Raw genomic sequence first — 15,742 nt, forward strand, 5'->3', positions numbered from 1 at the left:
GCTTGCTCGCTCCCACAAAAGCTTTACGTCTGGCTGTCGCCTTCATCGGAGTCATCAGAGTCCGGCTCATCGGTGGTCGAGTCGTCATCGTTGTCGGCGCCACCCTGCCCCTTGTCGCCCGGCTCCGATTCGGACTTGGCGATCATCAGCTCACCATGGGTCCCCTGCCCGCTCGACGCCTGGGTTTCGTGATCCTCACACTCGGCCCGGACCGCCGAACTGCCGAGGGCCAGCATCACCAAAACCTTCAACAGCAACACAATGCGTAGCAACCTGTTCATAGCCGAATCCATCCTTTCGTAGAGTGCCTGTCTGGCGCTGATTGAAATCTAGTTGCGATCAGGCCGGTTCTCCAGATAGGACGCTAACGACTGGGCGGAAATGCCCTGAATGTAGAGACTGGTTGGCAATAAATGTTATGCCGAAAAGATCAAAAGATTTTAAAAAAAAGGCGAAGCCGTGAAGCTTCGCCTTTGCTCTAGCGCTTAGTGATGCTCGCGCGTCGCACGGAATTTCACATCCGGCCAGCGTTCTTCCATCAGCGCCAGGTTGACCCGCGTAGGCGCCAGGTAGGTCAGGTGGCCGCCGCCGTCCAGTGCCAGGTTTTCCACGGCCTTGTTGGAGAATTCCTCGAGCTTTTTCTTGTCGCTGCATTCGATCCAGCGCGCGGAATAAACGGTGATCGGCTCGTAGGAGCACTCGACCTTGTATTCCTCTTTCAAGCGACTGGCGACCACGTCGAACTGCAGCACGCCGACGGCGCCGAGGATGATGTCGTTGCTGCGCTCGGGGAAGAACACCTGCGTCGCGCCTTCTTCGGCGAGCTGTTGCAGGCCCTGGCGCAGTTGCTTGGATTTCAGCGGGTCCTTCAGGCGTACGCGGCGGAACAGTTCCGGGGCGAAGTGCGGGATGCCGGTGAAACCCAGGACTTCGCCTTCGCTGAAGGTGTCGCCGATCTGGATGGTGCCGTGGTTGTGCAGGCCGATGATGTCGCCGGCAAACGCTTCTTCCAGCTGCTCTCGCTCGGAGGAGAAGAAAGTCAGCGCATCGCCGATGCGCACGTCCTTGCCGGTGCGCACGTGGCGCATCTTCATGCCTTTTTCGTACTTGCCGGAACAGATGCGCATGAAGGCGATACGGTCGCGGTGTTTCGGGTCCATGTTTGCCTGGATCTTGAAGATGAAGCCCGAGAACTTCTCTTCCACCGGCTCCACGGTGCGCTCGTTGGCCACCCGTGCCAGCGGGCGCGGCGCCCAGTCAACGACGGCGTCGAGCACGTGGTCGACACCGAAGTTGCCCAGTGCGGTACCGAAGAACACCGGGGTTAGTTGACCATCGAGGAATTCCTGCTGGTTGAACTCGTGGCAGGCACCCTGCACCAGTTCCAGCTGCTCGATGAAACGCTCGTACTCGTCACCCAGGTGGGCGCGGGCTTCATCGGAGTCGAGCTTCTCGATGATCTTGGTTTCGGTGCGCTCGTGGCCGTGACCGGCGGTGTAGACGATGATGTAGTCGTCGGCCAGGTGGTAAACGCCTTTGAAGTCGCGGTAGCAGCCGATCGGCCAGGTGATCGGCGCAGCCTTGATCTTGAGGACCGCTTCGATTTCGTCGAGCAGTTCGATCGGGTCGCGGATGTCACGGTCGAGTTTGTTGATGAAGCTGACGATCGGCGTATCACGCAGGCGGCAGACGTCCATCAGCGCGATGGTCCGTGGCTCTACACCCTTACCGCCGTCGAGCACCATCAAGGCCGAGTCCACTGCCGTCAGGGTACGGTAGGTATCTTCGGAGAAGTCTTCGTGCCCCGGGGTGTCGAGCAGGTTGATCATGTGCTCGCGATACGGGAACTGCATGACCGACGTGGTAATGGAAATACCCCGTTGTTTTTCCATTTCCATCCAGTCGGAGGTGGCATGGCGGTCGGATTTACGAGATTTCACCGTACCGGCTACTGCAATCGCCTTGCCCATCAGCAAGAGCTTCTCGGTGATGGTGGTCTTACCGGCATCGGGGTGGGAAATAATGGCGAAAGTGCGGCGTTTCGCGACTTCGGCGGCCTGTTTGGTCATGGGAAATCGCCTGGCAGGTGATTCAAAAAAGGGCGCAGATTATAGCCCAAGTTGAGTCAATAACCGAACCGTTGAGCACATCAGGGGTGGCCAAATGCTGCCGTAGATGGGAACCTTTTAAAGCACGGAGACGTCCACTCCCCCGTAACGACCACTCGTCGGGGGCCTGAAACACCCGCATTTCAGCCTGACGAGGCTGTGCTCATGGCTCGATTGCCGTGCGCTAGCACTCTGTAGGAGCGAGCTTGCTCGCGATGGACGTCAACGATAACGCTGGGTACCTGTATGTACGCGTTGTCTGGACTTTTTTCGCGAGCAAGCTCGCTCCTACAGGGGAACGCGCTCGGCAGGAGCTGCTTCTCGCGATCATTTTTTCGACAGCCAGGAATGGCGTTGCCACGCGAAAAAGTGTTCGCCGACTGAAAAAAAAGGAGTCCGCCTGTGGCTATCCACTATGGCAAAGGGCTGATAGGAGGCGCGCTGGTAATCGCCCTTCTGGCCCTGCTGGTCCACTGGATCGGCATCAACACGATCGAACACTACCGCGACGATTTGTTGTTTTACCTGCAAGCTCATCTGGTTCTCGTCCTCGCGTCCATGCTGGCCGCCCTCGTTGTGGGGATACCCGCCGGCATCTTCCTCAGCCGCCCGAGCATGGTGGGCCGCGCTGAGCGCTTCATGCAGCTCTTCAACATCGGCAACACCGTGCCGCCTCTCGCCGTACTGGCCATCGCCCTGGGCATCCTCGGCATCGGCAGCGGCCCCGCGATCTTCGCCCTGTTCCTCGCTTCACTGTTGCCGATTGTGCGCAACACCTACGAAGGCCTGAAAAACGTCCAGGGTTCGCTCAAGGAAGCGGCTGTTGGCATCGGCATGACGCCGTCCCAAGTGCTGTGGCGGGTCGAACTGCCGAACGCCGTGCCGATCATCATCGGTGGCGTGCGCGTGGCCCTGGCGATCAACGTCGGTACCGCGCCACTGGCGTTCCTGATCGGCGCCAACAGCCTGGGCAGCCTGATCTTCCCCGGCATCGCCCTGAACAACCAGCCGCAACTGCTGCTGGGCGCGGCTTGCACCGCCCTGCTGGCGTTGCTGCTCGATGGCCTGGTGACACTCGCCAGCCGTCTCTGGCTCGAACGCGGTTTGCGCCCGTCTTAAGCCTCGGCAAAGGAATCATCATGAAGACATCAAGCTTTTTACTAGGCTGCGTCCTGCTGTTCGCAGGATTTGCCCAAGCCGCGGAAAAACCTCTGATCCGCATCGGCGCCCGGGTGTTCACCGAACAGACGCTGTTGGCGGAAATCACCTCCCAGTACCTGCGCGCCAAGGGTTATGAGGTACAAGTGACCGGCGGCCTGGGCAGCAATCTGGCCCGCAGCGCCCACGAAAGCGGGCAACTGGACATGCTCTGGGAATACACCGGCGTATCACTGGTGGCCTACAACCATGTGACTGAAAAACTCGACAGCGAACAGTCCTACGCCCGGGTGAAAGAACTGGACGGAAAAAAAGGCCTGGTCTGGCTGACCCCGTCGAAATTCAGCAACACCTATGCCCTCGCCCTGCCGAAAAACGTCGCGGATAAATACCCACAGATCCACAGCATCAGCGACCTGAACAAGGTGCTGCGCGATGAAGCCAGGACCAACAATCTGGTGGCGCTGGACACCGAGTTCGCCAACCGTTCCGACGGTCTGGACGGTATGGTCAAGCTGTACGACATGAGCCTGACCCGCAAGAACATCCGCCAGATGGACGCCGGCCTGGTCTACACCGCCCTGCGCAACGGCCAGGTGTTTGCCGGCCTGGTCTACACCACCGACGGTCGCCTGAACGCTTTCAAGCTCAAGCTGCTGGAAGATGACAAGCATTACTTCCCCGACTACACCGCCGCGCCCGTGGTGCGCCAGGCCTACCTTGATGCGCATCCGCAACTGGCCGAACAACTCAAGCCGCTGGCTGAACTGTTCGACGACAACACCATGCGCGAGCTCAATGCGCGGGTCGATGTCGATCACCAAAGCCCTTCGTCCGTTGCCGCAGATTTCCTGCGCCAGCATCCAATCCAATAAGGAGGAAAAGCCATGGAATTTCTCAACGCCTTTTCCCACCTCGACTGGGCACAGGTACTGCACCTGACCGGACAACACATCACCCTGGTCGGCATCGCCGTAACCCTGGCGATCGTGGTCGGCGTGCCGCTGGGCGTGCTGATGACGCGTTTCCCGACGCTCGCCGGCCCGCTACAGGCCAGCGCCACGGTGCTGCTGACCGTCCCGTCGATCGCGCTGTTCGGCCTGCTGCTGCCGTTCTACTCCAAGTTCGGCCAGGGCCTGGGCCCGATGCCGGCCATCACCGCGGTGTTCCTGTATTCGCTGCTGCCGATCATGCGTAACACCTACCTGGCCCTGACCAACGTCGAGCCGGGCATCCGCGAAGCCGCGCGCGGCATCGGCATGACCTTCGGCCAGCGCCTGCGCATGGTCGAACTGCCGATTGCCGTACCGGTGATCCTCGCCGGTGTGCGCACCGCCGTGGTCATGAACATCGGCGTCATGACCATCGCCGCCACCATCGGCGCCGGTGGCCTCGGCGTACTCATCCTCGCTTCCATCAGCCGCAGCGACATGTCGATGCTGATCGTCGGCGCCGTGCTGGTCAGCCTCCTGGCCATCTTCGCCGACCTGCTTCTGCAATGGCTGCAACGCTCGCTGACTCCAAAAGGACTGCTCAAATGATCGAACTTCAAAACCTCAGCAAGACCTTCCAAAGCAACGGCAAAGACGTGAAAGCCGTGGACTCGGTAAGCCTGACCGTCAATGAAGGCGAAATCTGCGTGTTCCTCGGGCCATCGGGTTGCGGAAAAAGCACCACGCTGAAAATGATCAACCGACTGATCAAGCCGACCTCGGGCAAGATCCTGATCAATGGCGAAGACACCACCGGCCTCGACGAAGTGACCCTGCGCCGCAACATCGGTTACGTGATCCAGCAGATCGGCCTGTTCCCGAACATGACCATCGAAGAGAACATCGTGGTGGTGCCCAAGCTGCTCGGCTGGGACAAACAGAAATGCCACGACCGCGCCCGCGAGTTGATGAGCATGATCAAGCTGGAACCCAAGCAGTACCTGCATCGCTACCCGCGGGAACTGTCCGGCGGCCAGCAACAGCGGATCGGCGTGATTCGCGCGCTGGCCGCCGATGCACCGCTGTTGCTGATGGACGAGCCGTTCGGCGCGGTCGACCCGATCAACCGCGAGATGATCCAGAACGAGTTCTTCGAGATGCAGCGGGCGCTGAACAAGACCGTGATCATGGTCAGCCACGACATCGACGAAGCTATCAAGCTGGGCGACAAGATCGCGATTTTCCGCGCCGGCAAACTGCTGCAGATCGACCACCCGGACACCCTGCTGGCCCACCCGGCGGACGACTTCGTCAGCAACTTCGTCGGCCAGGACAGCACCCTCAAGCGCCTGCTGCTGGTCAAGGCCGAAGACGCGGCGGACAACGCGCCCTCCGTCAGCCCGCAAACCCCGGTGGCCGAAGCGCTGGAGTTGATGGACGAGCATGACCGTCGTTACGTGGTGGTCACCTGTGCCGAGAATAAAGCCTTGGGTTATGTAAGACGTCGCGACCTGCACCGTCAGGCCGGCACCTGCGAGCAGTACCTGCGCGAGTTCAACGCCACGGCCGCGTACGACGAGCACCTGCGCATCCTGCTGTCGCGGATGTACGAATTCAATCGTTCGTGGCTGCCGGTGATGGATGCGCAGCGGGTATTTCTGGGGGAAGTGACGCAGGAGTCGATTGCCGAGTACCTGAGTTCCGGCAAGTCTCGTGGTGGCAAGACCTGCATCGTTTCGCCGGCTGAGACGGCGCTGGCCTGATCAACGGTGACGCTGGACCTCGTATCCGCTCCGGCAGGATGCGCGGTCCAGCCTCATAAAAAATACAACCCTTATTACATTTCAATCTCTACAACTGTCACTTATAACAGTTACAAACAATTATTGAGTTGCCGTAGTATTTATTTGCCGTTACTAAAAAATACCTTTAAGTAACTAAAACATAACTAGCAAGGAGCATTATCATGACAAATAATTCGAGCAGTTCAGCTGAACAAAAAAACGCTAAAACCACACCGGTTGAAGTCAGAGTTGCCGGTGTCGGCAACAAATTTGTTACAAAAGGAAATAACCTGACTGCCACTACAACAGGCCAGGCCTTTAATGCAGCAGGCATTGGACTTCCGGACGCTCTCGACTGGACCGTAACCGCAGCCCCTAGCCGACAAATCGCAATAACAGGAAATCAGAATGTTACGATTACAGCAACTAACGTACAATCGAATTTCAACGTAACAGTCACTGCAAAACTTCGCAGCAATCACAACATCAATAAAACTGTTACATTCACCGTCACCGCCTTAAACCCTACCACCTAAGTAGCAGGTCCTTGTCTACACTGTAACCCGCAGAACCTAAAAAATTACTGACTGACTGCTCTGAGATTAATTCATGTGGCGGTACAAATTTTGTAGAACCACTTTTTCCGATCTTCCTTACAACTGCGAGAAAATGCAGCTTCCCAGTTTGATTCACCAAAATCGCATGACGGGCGGTTGGCTGAGCCAACCGCCCGTCATGCCATCCACTCAGCGCTGCGCCCGCGACTCCTGCCCAATCCCGGCATCTTAAAACCCTTCCAACGGGAACATCACACTGTCACGCAGGTCGGTTACATCAGTAGCTGTCAGGGACCGCACGACGGAAGCGTGCAAAATCGCGACATTTTTTGTTGATCTCAAGCCCCTCACGCCCTAAAGTTCGCGCCGAACGTCCATGCTGGAAACGATCCATCCGGCTCAAGTACTGACGACGAGACAGCAAGGCCAAGGGAAAGCAGCGCTTCCCATGGCCTTTTTGCTTTCGGCGACATGCCTTGGGAAGTAGGCGAACCAAAGTGGGGATACGGAGGACGTTCATTTGCACCCATTGATAATTTCAGTTTGCCAGTAGGAGTTCCCAGCATGTCGATCCAGGTCGAAGATTATTTCGCGCGCGAAACCTTTCAGAAAATGAAGGCGTTCGCCGACAAGCAAGAAACCCCGTTCGTGGTGATCGACACCGCGATGATCAGCCAGGCCTACGATGACCTGCGCGCCGGTTTCGAATTCGCCAAGGTCTACTACGCGGTCAAGGCCAACCCGGCCGTGGAAATCATCGACCTGCTCAAGGAGAAAGGCTCGAGCTTCGACATCGCCTCGATCTATGAGCTGGACAAAGTACTGAGCCGTGGCGTCAGCGCCGACCAGATCAGCTACGGCAACACCATCAAGAAATCCAAGGACATCCGCTACTTCTACGAGAAGGGCGTGCGCCTGTATGCCACCGACTCCGAAGCCGACCTGCGCAACATCGCCAAGGCCGCTCCGGGTTCGAAAGTCTACGTACGTATCCTGACCGAAGGCTCGACCACCGCCGACTGGCCTTTGTCGCGCAAATTCGGCTGCCAGACCGACATGGCCATGGACCTGCTGATCCTCGCCCGTGACCTGGGCCTCGTGCCGTACGGCATCTCCTTCCACGTTGGCTCGCAACAACGCGACATCAGCGTCTGGGACGCCGCGATCGCCAAGGTCAAAGTGATCTTCGAGCGCCTGAAGGAAGAAGACGGCATCGTCCTGAAGCTGATCAACATGGGCGGTGGCTTCCCGGCCAACTACATCACCCGCACCAACAGCCTGGAAACCTACGCCGAAGAAATCATTCGCTTCCTCAAGGAAGACTTCGGCGACGACCTGCCGGAAATCATCCTGGAGCCGGGCCGTTCGCTGATCGCCAACGCCGGCATCCTGGTCAGCGAAGTGGTGCTGGTTGCGCGTAAGTCGCGTACTGCGGTCGAGCGTTGGGTGTACACGGACGTGGGCAAGTTCTCCGGCCTGATCGAAACCATGGACGAAGCCATCAAGTTCCCGATCTGGACCGAAAAGAAAGGCGAGATGGAAGAAGTCGTCATTGCCGGCCCAACCTGCGACAGCGCCGACATCATGTACGAAAACTACAAGTACGGCCTGCCGCTGAACCTGGCCATTGGTGATCGCCTGTACTGGCTGTCGACCGGTGCGTACACCACCAGCTACAGCGCCGTCGAGTTCAATGGCTTCCCGCCGCTGAAGTCGTTCTACGTGTAAGTACCGCACGCAGAAATCAAAAAGCCCATGACGTGTCATGGGCTTTTTTGCGCCTGAAATTTTGTGCTTAAGAGGGCGTTTTCTACCGGTCTTCCCGCACATGCCAAAGACGCAGTATGTAAAGCGACGAGCCTTGAATTTCGTATCGCATTTCGTAATGGCCGACTAAGAGCTTTCGTACGTCTCGCGGTTCGAACTCTTCGATCCGCTCGCCAATTCGTGGATTGCTCAGCAAGGCCGTGGGTGCCTGAGTCAGGGATTGAACAGTTCGAGCCGCCGCTGGACGATTGACCACTGCAAGAAACTCAAAAAGCCGGGCAAGTTCCGATAAAGCCTTGCTCGTCCACTTCAACTCCATCAGCGCGGTACCGGCAACGGGTTTTCAGTGCTCAAGCTTTCTGCCCAAGCCTGGACAGATTGATGATCGATCACCCTTCCGGCATCTACGTCTGCCATCGCCTCGCGAGTCAGTCGGCTTCTCTCTTCCTCCAGATCGATCCAGTCGGCAAGCGCCTGTTTCATGATCCAGCCCCGTGAACGCTCCATCTTGGCGGCCATCTGATCGACTTTATCAGCGAGTTCCATGGGTACATGCGCAGTCAATACTCTGGTTGCAGCCATGATGTCGTCTCTATTAAGTGGTTTGACGAAGAGTGATTAACTTCTAATCATAGTGATTCAAACCAACTCAACAACCCCAGGTACGCTCCGTTCATCGCTCAGTTGTATCAGCCTTTGATGATAGAGGGCGGCCAATTCGCGAATTCTCGGGTTTTGCGCGTCTAGCAACGTCTGGCTCGCCACCCGCAAAAAATTCAGATTCCCCCCGGCCAGGGCCTGGCGCAGCCATTGCAGCGCCTCGTCGATGTTTCCTTCATCCGCCAACACCGCCGCAAAACTGAACTGCCCACGAAAGTCCCCGCCCTCGGCCGAACGCCGATACCAGTCACGGGCTTCTGCCGGATCCCCCGGGCAGACCTGCCCTTCTTCCAGATAGCGCCCCAGCAGATTCATCGATTTCGCATGGCCCAGTTCAGCCGCGCGGCGATACAGATTGAGCGCCTGCAGTTGATCCTCAACCACCCCACGCCCGGTCGCCAGCAGATTGGCGTAGTTGTACATCGCCCAATCCAGTCCGGCCTTGGCTGCAATCTGATAATGCCGCGCAGCCACGAAAGCATCGGCCTCGCAACCCCAGCCATGTTCATGACAACGCCCGAGCATGTTACGCGCCATCAAATGCCCGCGCCGGGCGGCGATGTCGAACCAGCGCACGGCCAGCGGCTGATCCTGGGCGATCCCCTGCCCGTCCAGCAGAATCTGCCCGAGCAACGCTTGGGCATCGAGGACATCTTCTCGCGCCGCCAGCAAAATGGCTTGGGCGGCACGGGCCGGGCTTTCTTCGAGCATGGACTTGAGCGTATCGCCGTCGAGGACTTCCTCGCGACGCAATTGAAAACTCATACCTCGACCCAGCGACGCAACAGGTTGTGATAAGTGCCGGTCAGGCGAATCAGCGAAGGGTGATCCGGCACGTCCTCGGTCAACTGCCGGATCGCCCCGTCCATCTCGAACAACAGGGCACGCTGGCTGTCTTCTCGCACCAGGCTCTGAGTCCAGAAAAACGAGGCGTAGCGTGTACCACGGGTGACGGCGTTGACCTTGTGCAGGCTGGTGCCGGGGTACAACACCATGTCGCCAGCCGGCAGCTTCACGCGCTGGGTGCCGAAGGTGTCCTGGATTTCCAGTTCGCCGCCGTCGTAGTCCTCGGGCTCGCTGAAGAACAGCGTGGCCGAGAGGTCGGTGCGCACCCGTTCGATACTGCCCTTGGGCTGACGCACGGCGTTGTCGATGTGGAAATCGAAACTGCCGCCAGCCGTGTAACAGTTCAGCAACGGCGGAAACACTTTGTGCGGTAACGCTGCGGACATGAACTGCGGGTTCTTCCACAGCCGTTCCAGCATGGCCGCGCCGATTTCCTTGGCCAGCGGGTGACCTTCCGGCAACTGCAGGTTGTGCTTGGCCTTGGCCGATTGATAGCCGGCGGTGATCTTGCCATCGGCCCAATCGGCCTGTTGCAGAGCCTCGCGAATGCGCTGCACTTCTTCTTTTTCGAACAGGCCGGGAATGTGCAGCAGCATGGGGGCAAGCACCTGAAAGCAAAGGGGTGTCAATGGTATTGATTCTTATTGCCTGTGTAAAACCCGACAGACGAATGAAACAGCGAAAACCGTAAGGTTAAATTGTAAAGAATGTAAATTCAGTGCAAATAGTAATGTTTCGCAATTGATACGAAGACGTGTTTACCCTATATTCCGCGGCCTCAAATCCTTGGGGAGGGGAATAAAAAATGTCACGTCAGCACCCACAACTACCGGTCAGTTCACCGCGTCTGCTCGCGTCCGCAATTGGCGTGGCGATCACTGCCGGCTCTGCGGGCCAGATGGTTTTCGCCGCTGAAAAAACCGACGAGAAAGCGCCGAGCAACACCATTTCGCTAGGCGCCACCGCGATCACCGGCGAAGCCCAGGACGAGACCTCCTACAACGTCGAGAAAGCCTCCTCGCCCAAGTACACCGCGCCGCTGGTGGACACTCCGCGCTCGATCACCGTCATCCCGCAACAGGTCCTCAAGGACACCGGCGCCCTGAACATGCAGGACGCGCTGCGTACCGTTCCGGGCATCACCTTCGGTGCCGGCGAAGGCGGCAACCCCCAGGGCGACCGTCCGTTCATCCGCGGCTTCGATGCCCAGGGCGACACCTACCTGGATGGCGTGCGCGACACCGGTTCGCAGAGCCGCGAAATCTTCGCCGTTGAATCGATCGAAGTCAGCAAGGGCCCCAACTCGGCCATTGGCGGTCGCGGCGCTGCCGGCGGCAGCATCAACCTGGTGAGCAAGAAAGCGCACCTGGGCGACTCGTTCGACGGTGGCTTCACCTGGGGTTCGGACCAGACCCAGCGCTACACCATGGACGGCAACTACCAGTTCTCCGACACCGCTGCCGGTCGCCTGAACCTGATGAGCCACGAAAGCAACGTCGCCGGCCGCGAAAGCGTCGACTACGATCGCTGGGGCGTCGCGCCATCGCTGGCGTTCGGCCTGGGCACCGACACCCGTGTCAACCTTGACTACTACCACCTGGAAAGCAACGACACGCCGGACTCGGGTATTCCCTACACCATTCCGGCCGGTGGCTCGGCTGCGCGTACCAAGTCCAATCCGGACAAGCCTTACGCCGGTGGCGACAGCAGCAACTTCTACGGCCTGACCGATCGTGACTTCCGCAAGGGCCGTACCGACACCGCGACCATCGCCGTCGAGCACGACCTGAACGACGCGCTGACCGTCAAGAACACCCTGCGCCACGGCAGCAGCATGCAGGACTACATCCTGACCCAGCCGGACGACAGCAAGGGCAACGTCAACAACGGCACCGTGTGGCGTCGGGCCAACACCCGTGTCAGCAACACCGATACCACCACCAACCAGACCGACCTGTTTGGTGATGTCTACATCGCGGGCTTCAAGAACAGCTTCGACACCGGTATCGAGTTGAGCCGCGAGGAAAGCAAGAAGTCCTCGTACACCGTCAACACCGATACCACGCCTGGGACAGCCGCAGCCACCACCAACTGCAACCCGGCCCTCGTCGGCGCGCCAAGCGGCTACAACTGCACCTCGCTGTCGAACCCGAACCCGAACGATCCATGGAACGGTTCGATCAACCGCAACTACGCCGGCACCGATACCACGGGTAAAACCTACGCGCTCTACGTGTTCGACACCCTGGAGTTGTCCGAGCAGTGGCTGGTGAACATGGGCCTGCGCTACGACCATTTCGACACCGACTACAAGACCTACAACGCCGCCGGCACCACGACCTCCAAGGGCGATGATGTCAGCGAGTTCGTCACCGGTCAGTTCGGCGTGGTCTACAAACCCGCGGAAAACGGCAGCATCTATGCGTCCTACGCAACCTCCGCGACACCTCCGGGTTCCACGCTTGGCGAGGGTCAGGACGGCAACCCGCTGGGCGGCACCCCGGATCGCAACGGCAACCTGCTCAAAAGCGACATGGAGCCGGAAACCACCAAGAACTACGAAATCGGTACCAAGTGGGATCTGCTGAACGATCGTCTGTCCTTGACCGCGGATATCTTCCGCACCGAGAAAGACAACGCCCGCGTCCAGGTCGATACCACCACGTACGAAAACGCTGGCAAGACCCGCGTTCAAGGTTTCGAGTTGTCGGCCACCGGCAAGCTCACCGACAAATGGCAAGTCTTCGCCGGTTACGCCTACATGGACAGCGAGCAGGTTGACGGTGGTGATCTGCCGGCAAACAAGGCCAACGACGGCAACGAACTGCCTAACACGCCGAAAAACAGCGCCAGCCTGTGGACGACCTACCAGGTTACGCCGAAGCTGACCGTCGGTGGCGGTGCGTTCTATGTCGACGACGTGTTCGGCAGCGTGGCCAACACCACCATGGTCAACGACTATGTGCGTTACGACGCGATGGCCGCCTACAAGCTGACCAAGAACATCGACCTGCAACTGAACGTGCAGAACCTGACCGACGTCACCTACTACGACAAGGCGTTCTCCACGCACTTCGCCAACCAGGCGGCGGGCCGTACTGCGCTGCTGAGCACCAACTTCCACTTCTGATAGAAACTTGTAGGAGCGAGCTTGCTCGCGATGGTCGTCAACGAAAACGCGGCCTGTCTGGCACCCCGCGTCGCCCTCGGGTTTTTCGCGAGCAAGCTCGCTCCTACAAACAGACATTGGCGGTGGCCAGGCCCCGTTCATCCAGGTGAACGGGGCTTTTGTGTGTAAAGGGAATGTTTCTCGACAACCCACGGCATAATGCGCGCCGTGATGATTATTTTTGAACGAACAAGGCGAGCGACGTGTTGAAGAAAACCCTGTTCCAGCTGCACTGGTTTTTTGGCATCAGCGCCGGACTGGTCCTGGCCCTGATGGGCATCACCGGTGCGACGGTCTCGTTTCAGGATGAGATCCTGTACGCGCTGAACCCTTCCGTGTTGCAGGTCCAGAAGCAGGTCGCCGGCGTGCTGCCACCGGCCGACCTGGTGGAGAAGATCGAAGCGACGACACAGATGAAAGTCGCGATGCTCTCGGTTGGCATCGACAGTGACACTGCCGCCAAAGTGTTCTTCACCCCGCCAGCGGGCGAGCGTCGCGGCCCCATGCGTTACTTCGACCCCTACACCGGTGAACTGCTGGGCGATGCCACCGGCCAGGGCTTCTTCGGCCTGATGCTGCAACTGCACCGCTTCCTCGCCATGGGCGATACCGGTCGGCAGATCACCGGCGCCTGTACCCTGATCCTGGTGTTCTTCTGCCTGTCTGGCCTGTACCTGCGCTGGCCTCGCCAGTGGAAAAGCTGGCGCGCCTGGTTGACCCTCGACTGGAAGAAAAAAGGCCGCAGCTTCAACTGGGACCTGCACTCGGTTGCCGGCACCTGGTGCCTGGTGTTTTACCTCCTGGCCGCGCTGACCGGCTTGTCCTGGTCCTACGAGTGGTACCACAAGGGCCTGACCCGATTGCTCTCCGATTCGCCGCAGAACGAACGTGTGCGCGGCGGACGCGGCCCTGGGCCAAGCGGTCCGGCGCCGACGGCCGATTACTCGGCGATGTGGAGCAGCATCTACAGCGCCGCCGGGCCCGACCTGAGCTTCTACAACACCCGCATGCCGCCTGTGGCCGGGCAACCGGCGACCGTTTTCTACCTGTTGAAAGACTCGCCCCACGACCGTGCGCTGAACCAGATCACCCTCGACCCGGCTACCGGCGCGATCAAGCGGCATGACCGCTACAGCGACAAGAGCCTCAAGGCGCAGCTGCTCACCAGCATCTACGCGCTGCACGTGGGCAGCTACTTCGGCATCGTCGGACGCATCATCCTGACGCTCACGGCCCTGAGCATGCCGCTGTTCTTCATCACCGGCTGGCTGCTGTACCTGGATCGCCGGCGCAAGAAACGCCAGATCAGGGAATCCCGCAAAGGCCTGGCCCAGCCCGCCAGCGACACCCCGGCATGGCTCATCGGTTTCGCCAGCCAGAGTGGCTTTGCCGAACAACTGGCCTGGCAGACCGCCGGCCAGTTGCAGGCGGCCGGCCTGCCAGTGAAGGTGCAACCGCTGGCGGATGTCAGCGAGCAGCAACTGCTGGGTTCGAGCAACGCGCTGTTCGTGGTCAGCACCTTCGGCGACGGCGAAGCGCCGGACAGCGCCCGCGGTTTCGAACGCAAGGTGCTGGGTCGGGCGTTGAGCCTCGACAGCCTGAACTATGCCGTGCTTGGGCTCGGCGACCGGCAGTATCAACATTTCTGCGGGTTCGCCCACCGCCTGCACAACTGGCTGGGCGAACATGGCGGCAAGACCCTGTTCGCGCCGGTGGAAGTCGACAGCGGCGACCCCTATGCCCTGCGTCACTGGCAGCAGCAACTCGGCCAGTTGACCGGCCAGGCGCCGATCGACACCTGGCAGGCACCGCGGTACGACAACTGGACCCTGACCCGTCGCGAACTGCTCAACCCGGACAGCAGCGGTGCCCCGGTGTACTTGCTTGGCCTGGCCGCCCCCACCACCAGCAGTTGGCTGGCCGGTGACCTGGTGGAAGTGCTGCCACGCAATTGCCCTTGGGCTATCGAGCACTTCCTCGACGGCCTGGGGATCGACGGCCGCGCCACGATTGAACTCGATGGCTTGTCGCAAACCCTGGAGCAGGCCCTCGCCGGTCGCCAGCTGCCCGAGAACCGCACGCATCTGGTCGGCTTGCATGCCCAGGCGCTGGTGTCTGCACTGGTGCCCTTGGCGATGCGCGAGTACTCCATCGCCTCGATTGCCGCGGACGGCGCCCTGGAATTGATCGTGCGCCAGGAACTGCATCCCGATGGCAGCCTTGGCGTCGGTTCCGGCTGGCTGACCGAGCACGCCCCCGTGGGCGGCAGCATCAGCCTGCGGGTGCGGCGCAACAGCGGCTTCCATCTGCCCAACGAACCGGTGCCGATGATCCTGCTGGGCAACGGCACCGGCCTCGCCGGCTTGCGCAGCCTGCTCAAGGCGCGAATTGCCGATGGGCAACAACGTCACTGGCTGTTGTTCGGCGAGCGCAACCGTGAGCACGACTACCTGTGTCGCGATGAGCTGCAAGAGTGGTTGATTGCCGGCGATCTGGAACGCCTGGACCTGGCGTTTTCCCGGGACCAGGCCGAGAAGATCTACGTGCAGGATCGCTTGCGCGAATCGGCCAATGAGCTGAAGCAATGGCTGGCGGACGGTGCCGTAATCTACATTTGCGGCAGCCTGCAGGGCATGGCCTCAGGCGTCGACCAAGTGCTCAACGATGTGCTCGGCGCTGCCGAGGTCGAGCGCCTGATCGAACAAGGCCGCTACCGCCGCGACGTCTACTGACCCCACCCGCCCTGTAGGAGCGAGCTTGC

General features: G+C 59.8%; 14 protein-coding genes. 8 read left to right on the forward strand and 6 right to left on the reverse strand.

Going from position 1 to position 15,742, the window contains the following annotated elements:
- Positions 1-23: 23 nt before the first annotated feature.
- Positions 24-281, reverse strand: coding sequence for a hypothetical protein (locus ACYP2Q_RS19250; protein WP_459731994.1), 258 nt, complete (start codon positions 279-281; stop codon positions 24-26).
- A 204-nt stretch (positions 282-485) separates the two neighbouring features.
- Positions 486-2,069 carry a peptide chain release factor 3 gene (locus ACYP2Q_RS19255; RefSeq protein ID WP_060541686.1) on the reverse strand — a complete coding sequence of 528 codons (1,584 nt, stop codon included), beginning with the start codon at positions 2,067-2,069 and terminating at the stop codon, positions 486-488.
- A 441-nt stretch (positions 2,070-2,510) separates the two neighbouring features.
- Here ACYP2Q_RS19255 and ACYP2Q_RS19260 point away from each other — a divergent pair, with 441 nt between their 5' ends.
- From ACYP2Q_RS19260 to ACYP2Q_RS19285, 6 genes are all read left to right on the forward strand, one after another.
- A complete protein-coding gene (locus ACYP2Q_RS19260) occupies positions 2,511-3,227 on the forward strand; it encodes an ABC transporter permease (RefSeq protein WP_459731995.1) in 717 nt (238 codons plus the stop codon).
- A gap of 20 nt (positions 3,228-3,247) precedes the next feature.
- Positions 3,248-4,141, forward strand: coding sequence for a glycine betaine ABC transporter substrate-binding protein (locus ACYP2Q_RS19265; RefSeq protein WP_459731996.1), 894 nt, complete (start codon positions 3,248-3,250; stop codon positions 4,139-4,141).
- Positions 4,142-4,153: 12 nt separating this feature from the next.
- Entirely contained in the window at positions 4,154-4,807 is a 654-nt protein-coding gene (locus ACYP2Q_RS19270) for an ABC transporter permease (RefSeq protein WP_046820595.1), read from the forward strand.
- Positions 4,804-5,961, forward strand: a complete 1,158-nt coding sequence (locus ACYP2Q_RS19275; protein WP_459731997.1) for an osmoprotectant ABC transporter ATP-binding protein OsmV — start codon at positions 4,804-4,806, stop codon at positions 5,959-5,961. The genes ACYP2Q_RS19270 and ACYP2Q_RS19275 overlap by 4 nt, the downstream gene beginning before the upstream one ends.
- A gap of 203 nt (positions 5,962-6,164) precedes the next feature.
- Entirely contained in the window at positions 6,165-6,518 is a 354-nt protein-coding gene (locus ACYP2Q_RS19280) for a hypothetical protein (RefSeq protein WP_459731998.1), read from the forward strand.
- Positions 6,519-7,103: 585 nt separating this feature from the next.
- Positions 7,104-8,267, forward strand: a complete 1,164-nt coding sequence (locus ACYP2Q_RS19285) for a type III PLP-dependent enzyme (RefSeq protein WP_046820597.1) — start codon at positions 7,104-7,106, stop codon at positions 8,265-8,267.
- A gap of 82 nt (positions 8,268-8,349) precedes the next feature.
- Here ACYP2Q_RS19285 and ACYP2Q_RS19290 read toward each other — a convergent pair whose 3' ends face one another.
- The 4 genes from ACYP2Q_RS19290 to ACYP2Q_RS19305 are packed head-to-tail and all read right to left on the reverse strand — an operon-like array spanning position 8,350 to position 10,408.
- Positions 8,350-8,625 carry a type II toxin-antitoxin system RelE/ParE family toxin gene (locus tag ACYP2Q_RS19290; protein ID WP_459731999.1) on the reverse strand — a complete coding sequence of 92 codons (276 nt, stop codon included), beginning with the start codon at positions 8,623-8,625 and terminating at the stop codon, positions 8,350-8,352.
- The gene (locus tag ACYP2Q_RS19295; RefSeq protein ID WP_459732000.1) at positions 8,625-8,888 is read right to left on the reverse strand and encodes a CopG family ribbon-helix-helix protein; all 264 of its coding nucleotides are present in this window, start codon (positions 8,886-8,888) and stop codon (positions 8,625-8,627) included. Before ACYP2Q_RS19295 ends, ACYP2Q_RS19290 begins: the two co-directional genes overlap by 1 nt.
- Positions 8,889-8,945: 57 nt before the next feature.
- On the reverse strand, positions 8,946-9,731 hold the full coding sequence (locus ACYP2Q_RS19300) for a tetratricopeptide repeat protein (RefSeq protein ID WP_459732001.1): 786 nt from the start codon (positions 9,729-9,731) through the stop codon (positions 8,946-8,948).
- Positions 9,728-10,408 carry a Fe2+-dependent dioxygenase gene (locus ACYP2Q_RS19305; protein ID WP_459732002.1) on the reverse strand — a complete coding sequence of 227 codons (681 nt, stop codon included), beginning with the start codon at positions 10,406-10,408 and terminating at the stop codon, positions 9,728-9,730. The genes ACYP2Q_RS19300 and ACYP2Q_RS19305 overlap by 4 nt, the downstream gene beginning before the upstream one ends.
- 209 nt (positions 10,409-10,617) lie before the next feature.
- Between ACYP2Q_RS19305 and ACYP2Q_RS19310 the strand changes: the two genes are divergently transcribed.
- Together ACYP2Q_RS19310 and ACYP2Q_RS19315 are read left to right on the forward strand one after the other, a co-directional pair.
- A complete protein-coding gene (locus tag ACYP2Q_RS19310) occupies positions 10,618-12,942 on the forward strand; it encodes a TonB-dependent receptor (protein ID WP_459732003.1) in 2,325 nt (774 codons plus the stop codon).
- A 242-nt stretch (positions 12,943-13,184) separates the two neighbouring features.
- Positions 13,185-15,713, forward strand: a complete 2,529-nt coding sequence (locus ACYP2Q_RS19315) for a PepSY domain-containing protein (protein ID WP_459732004.1) — start codon at positions 13,185-13,187, stop codon at positions 15,711-15,713.
- The last annotated feature ends 29 nt before the right edge of the window (positions 15,714-15,742 follow it).

This window comes from Pseudomonas sp. MHK4, from assembly GCF_054600775.1.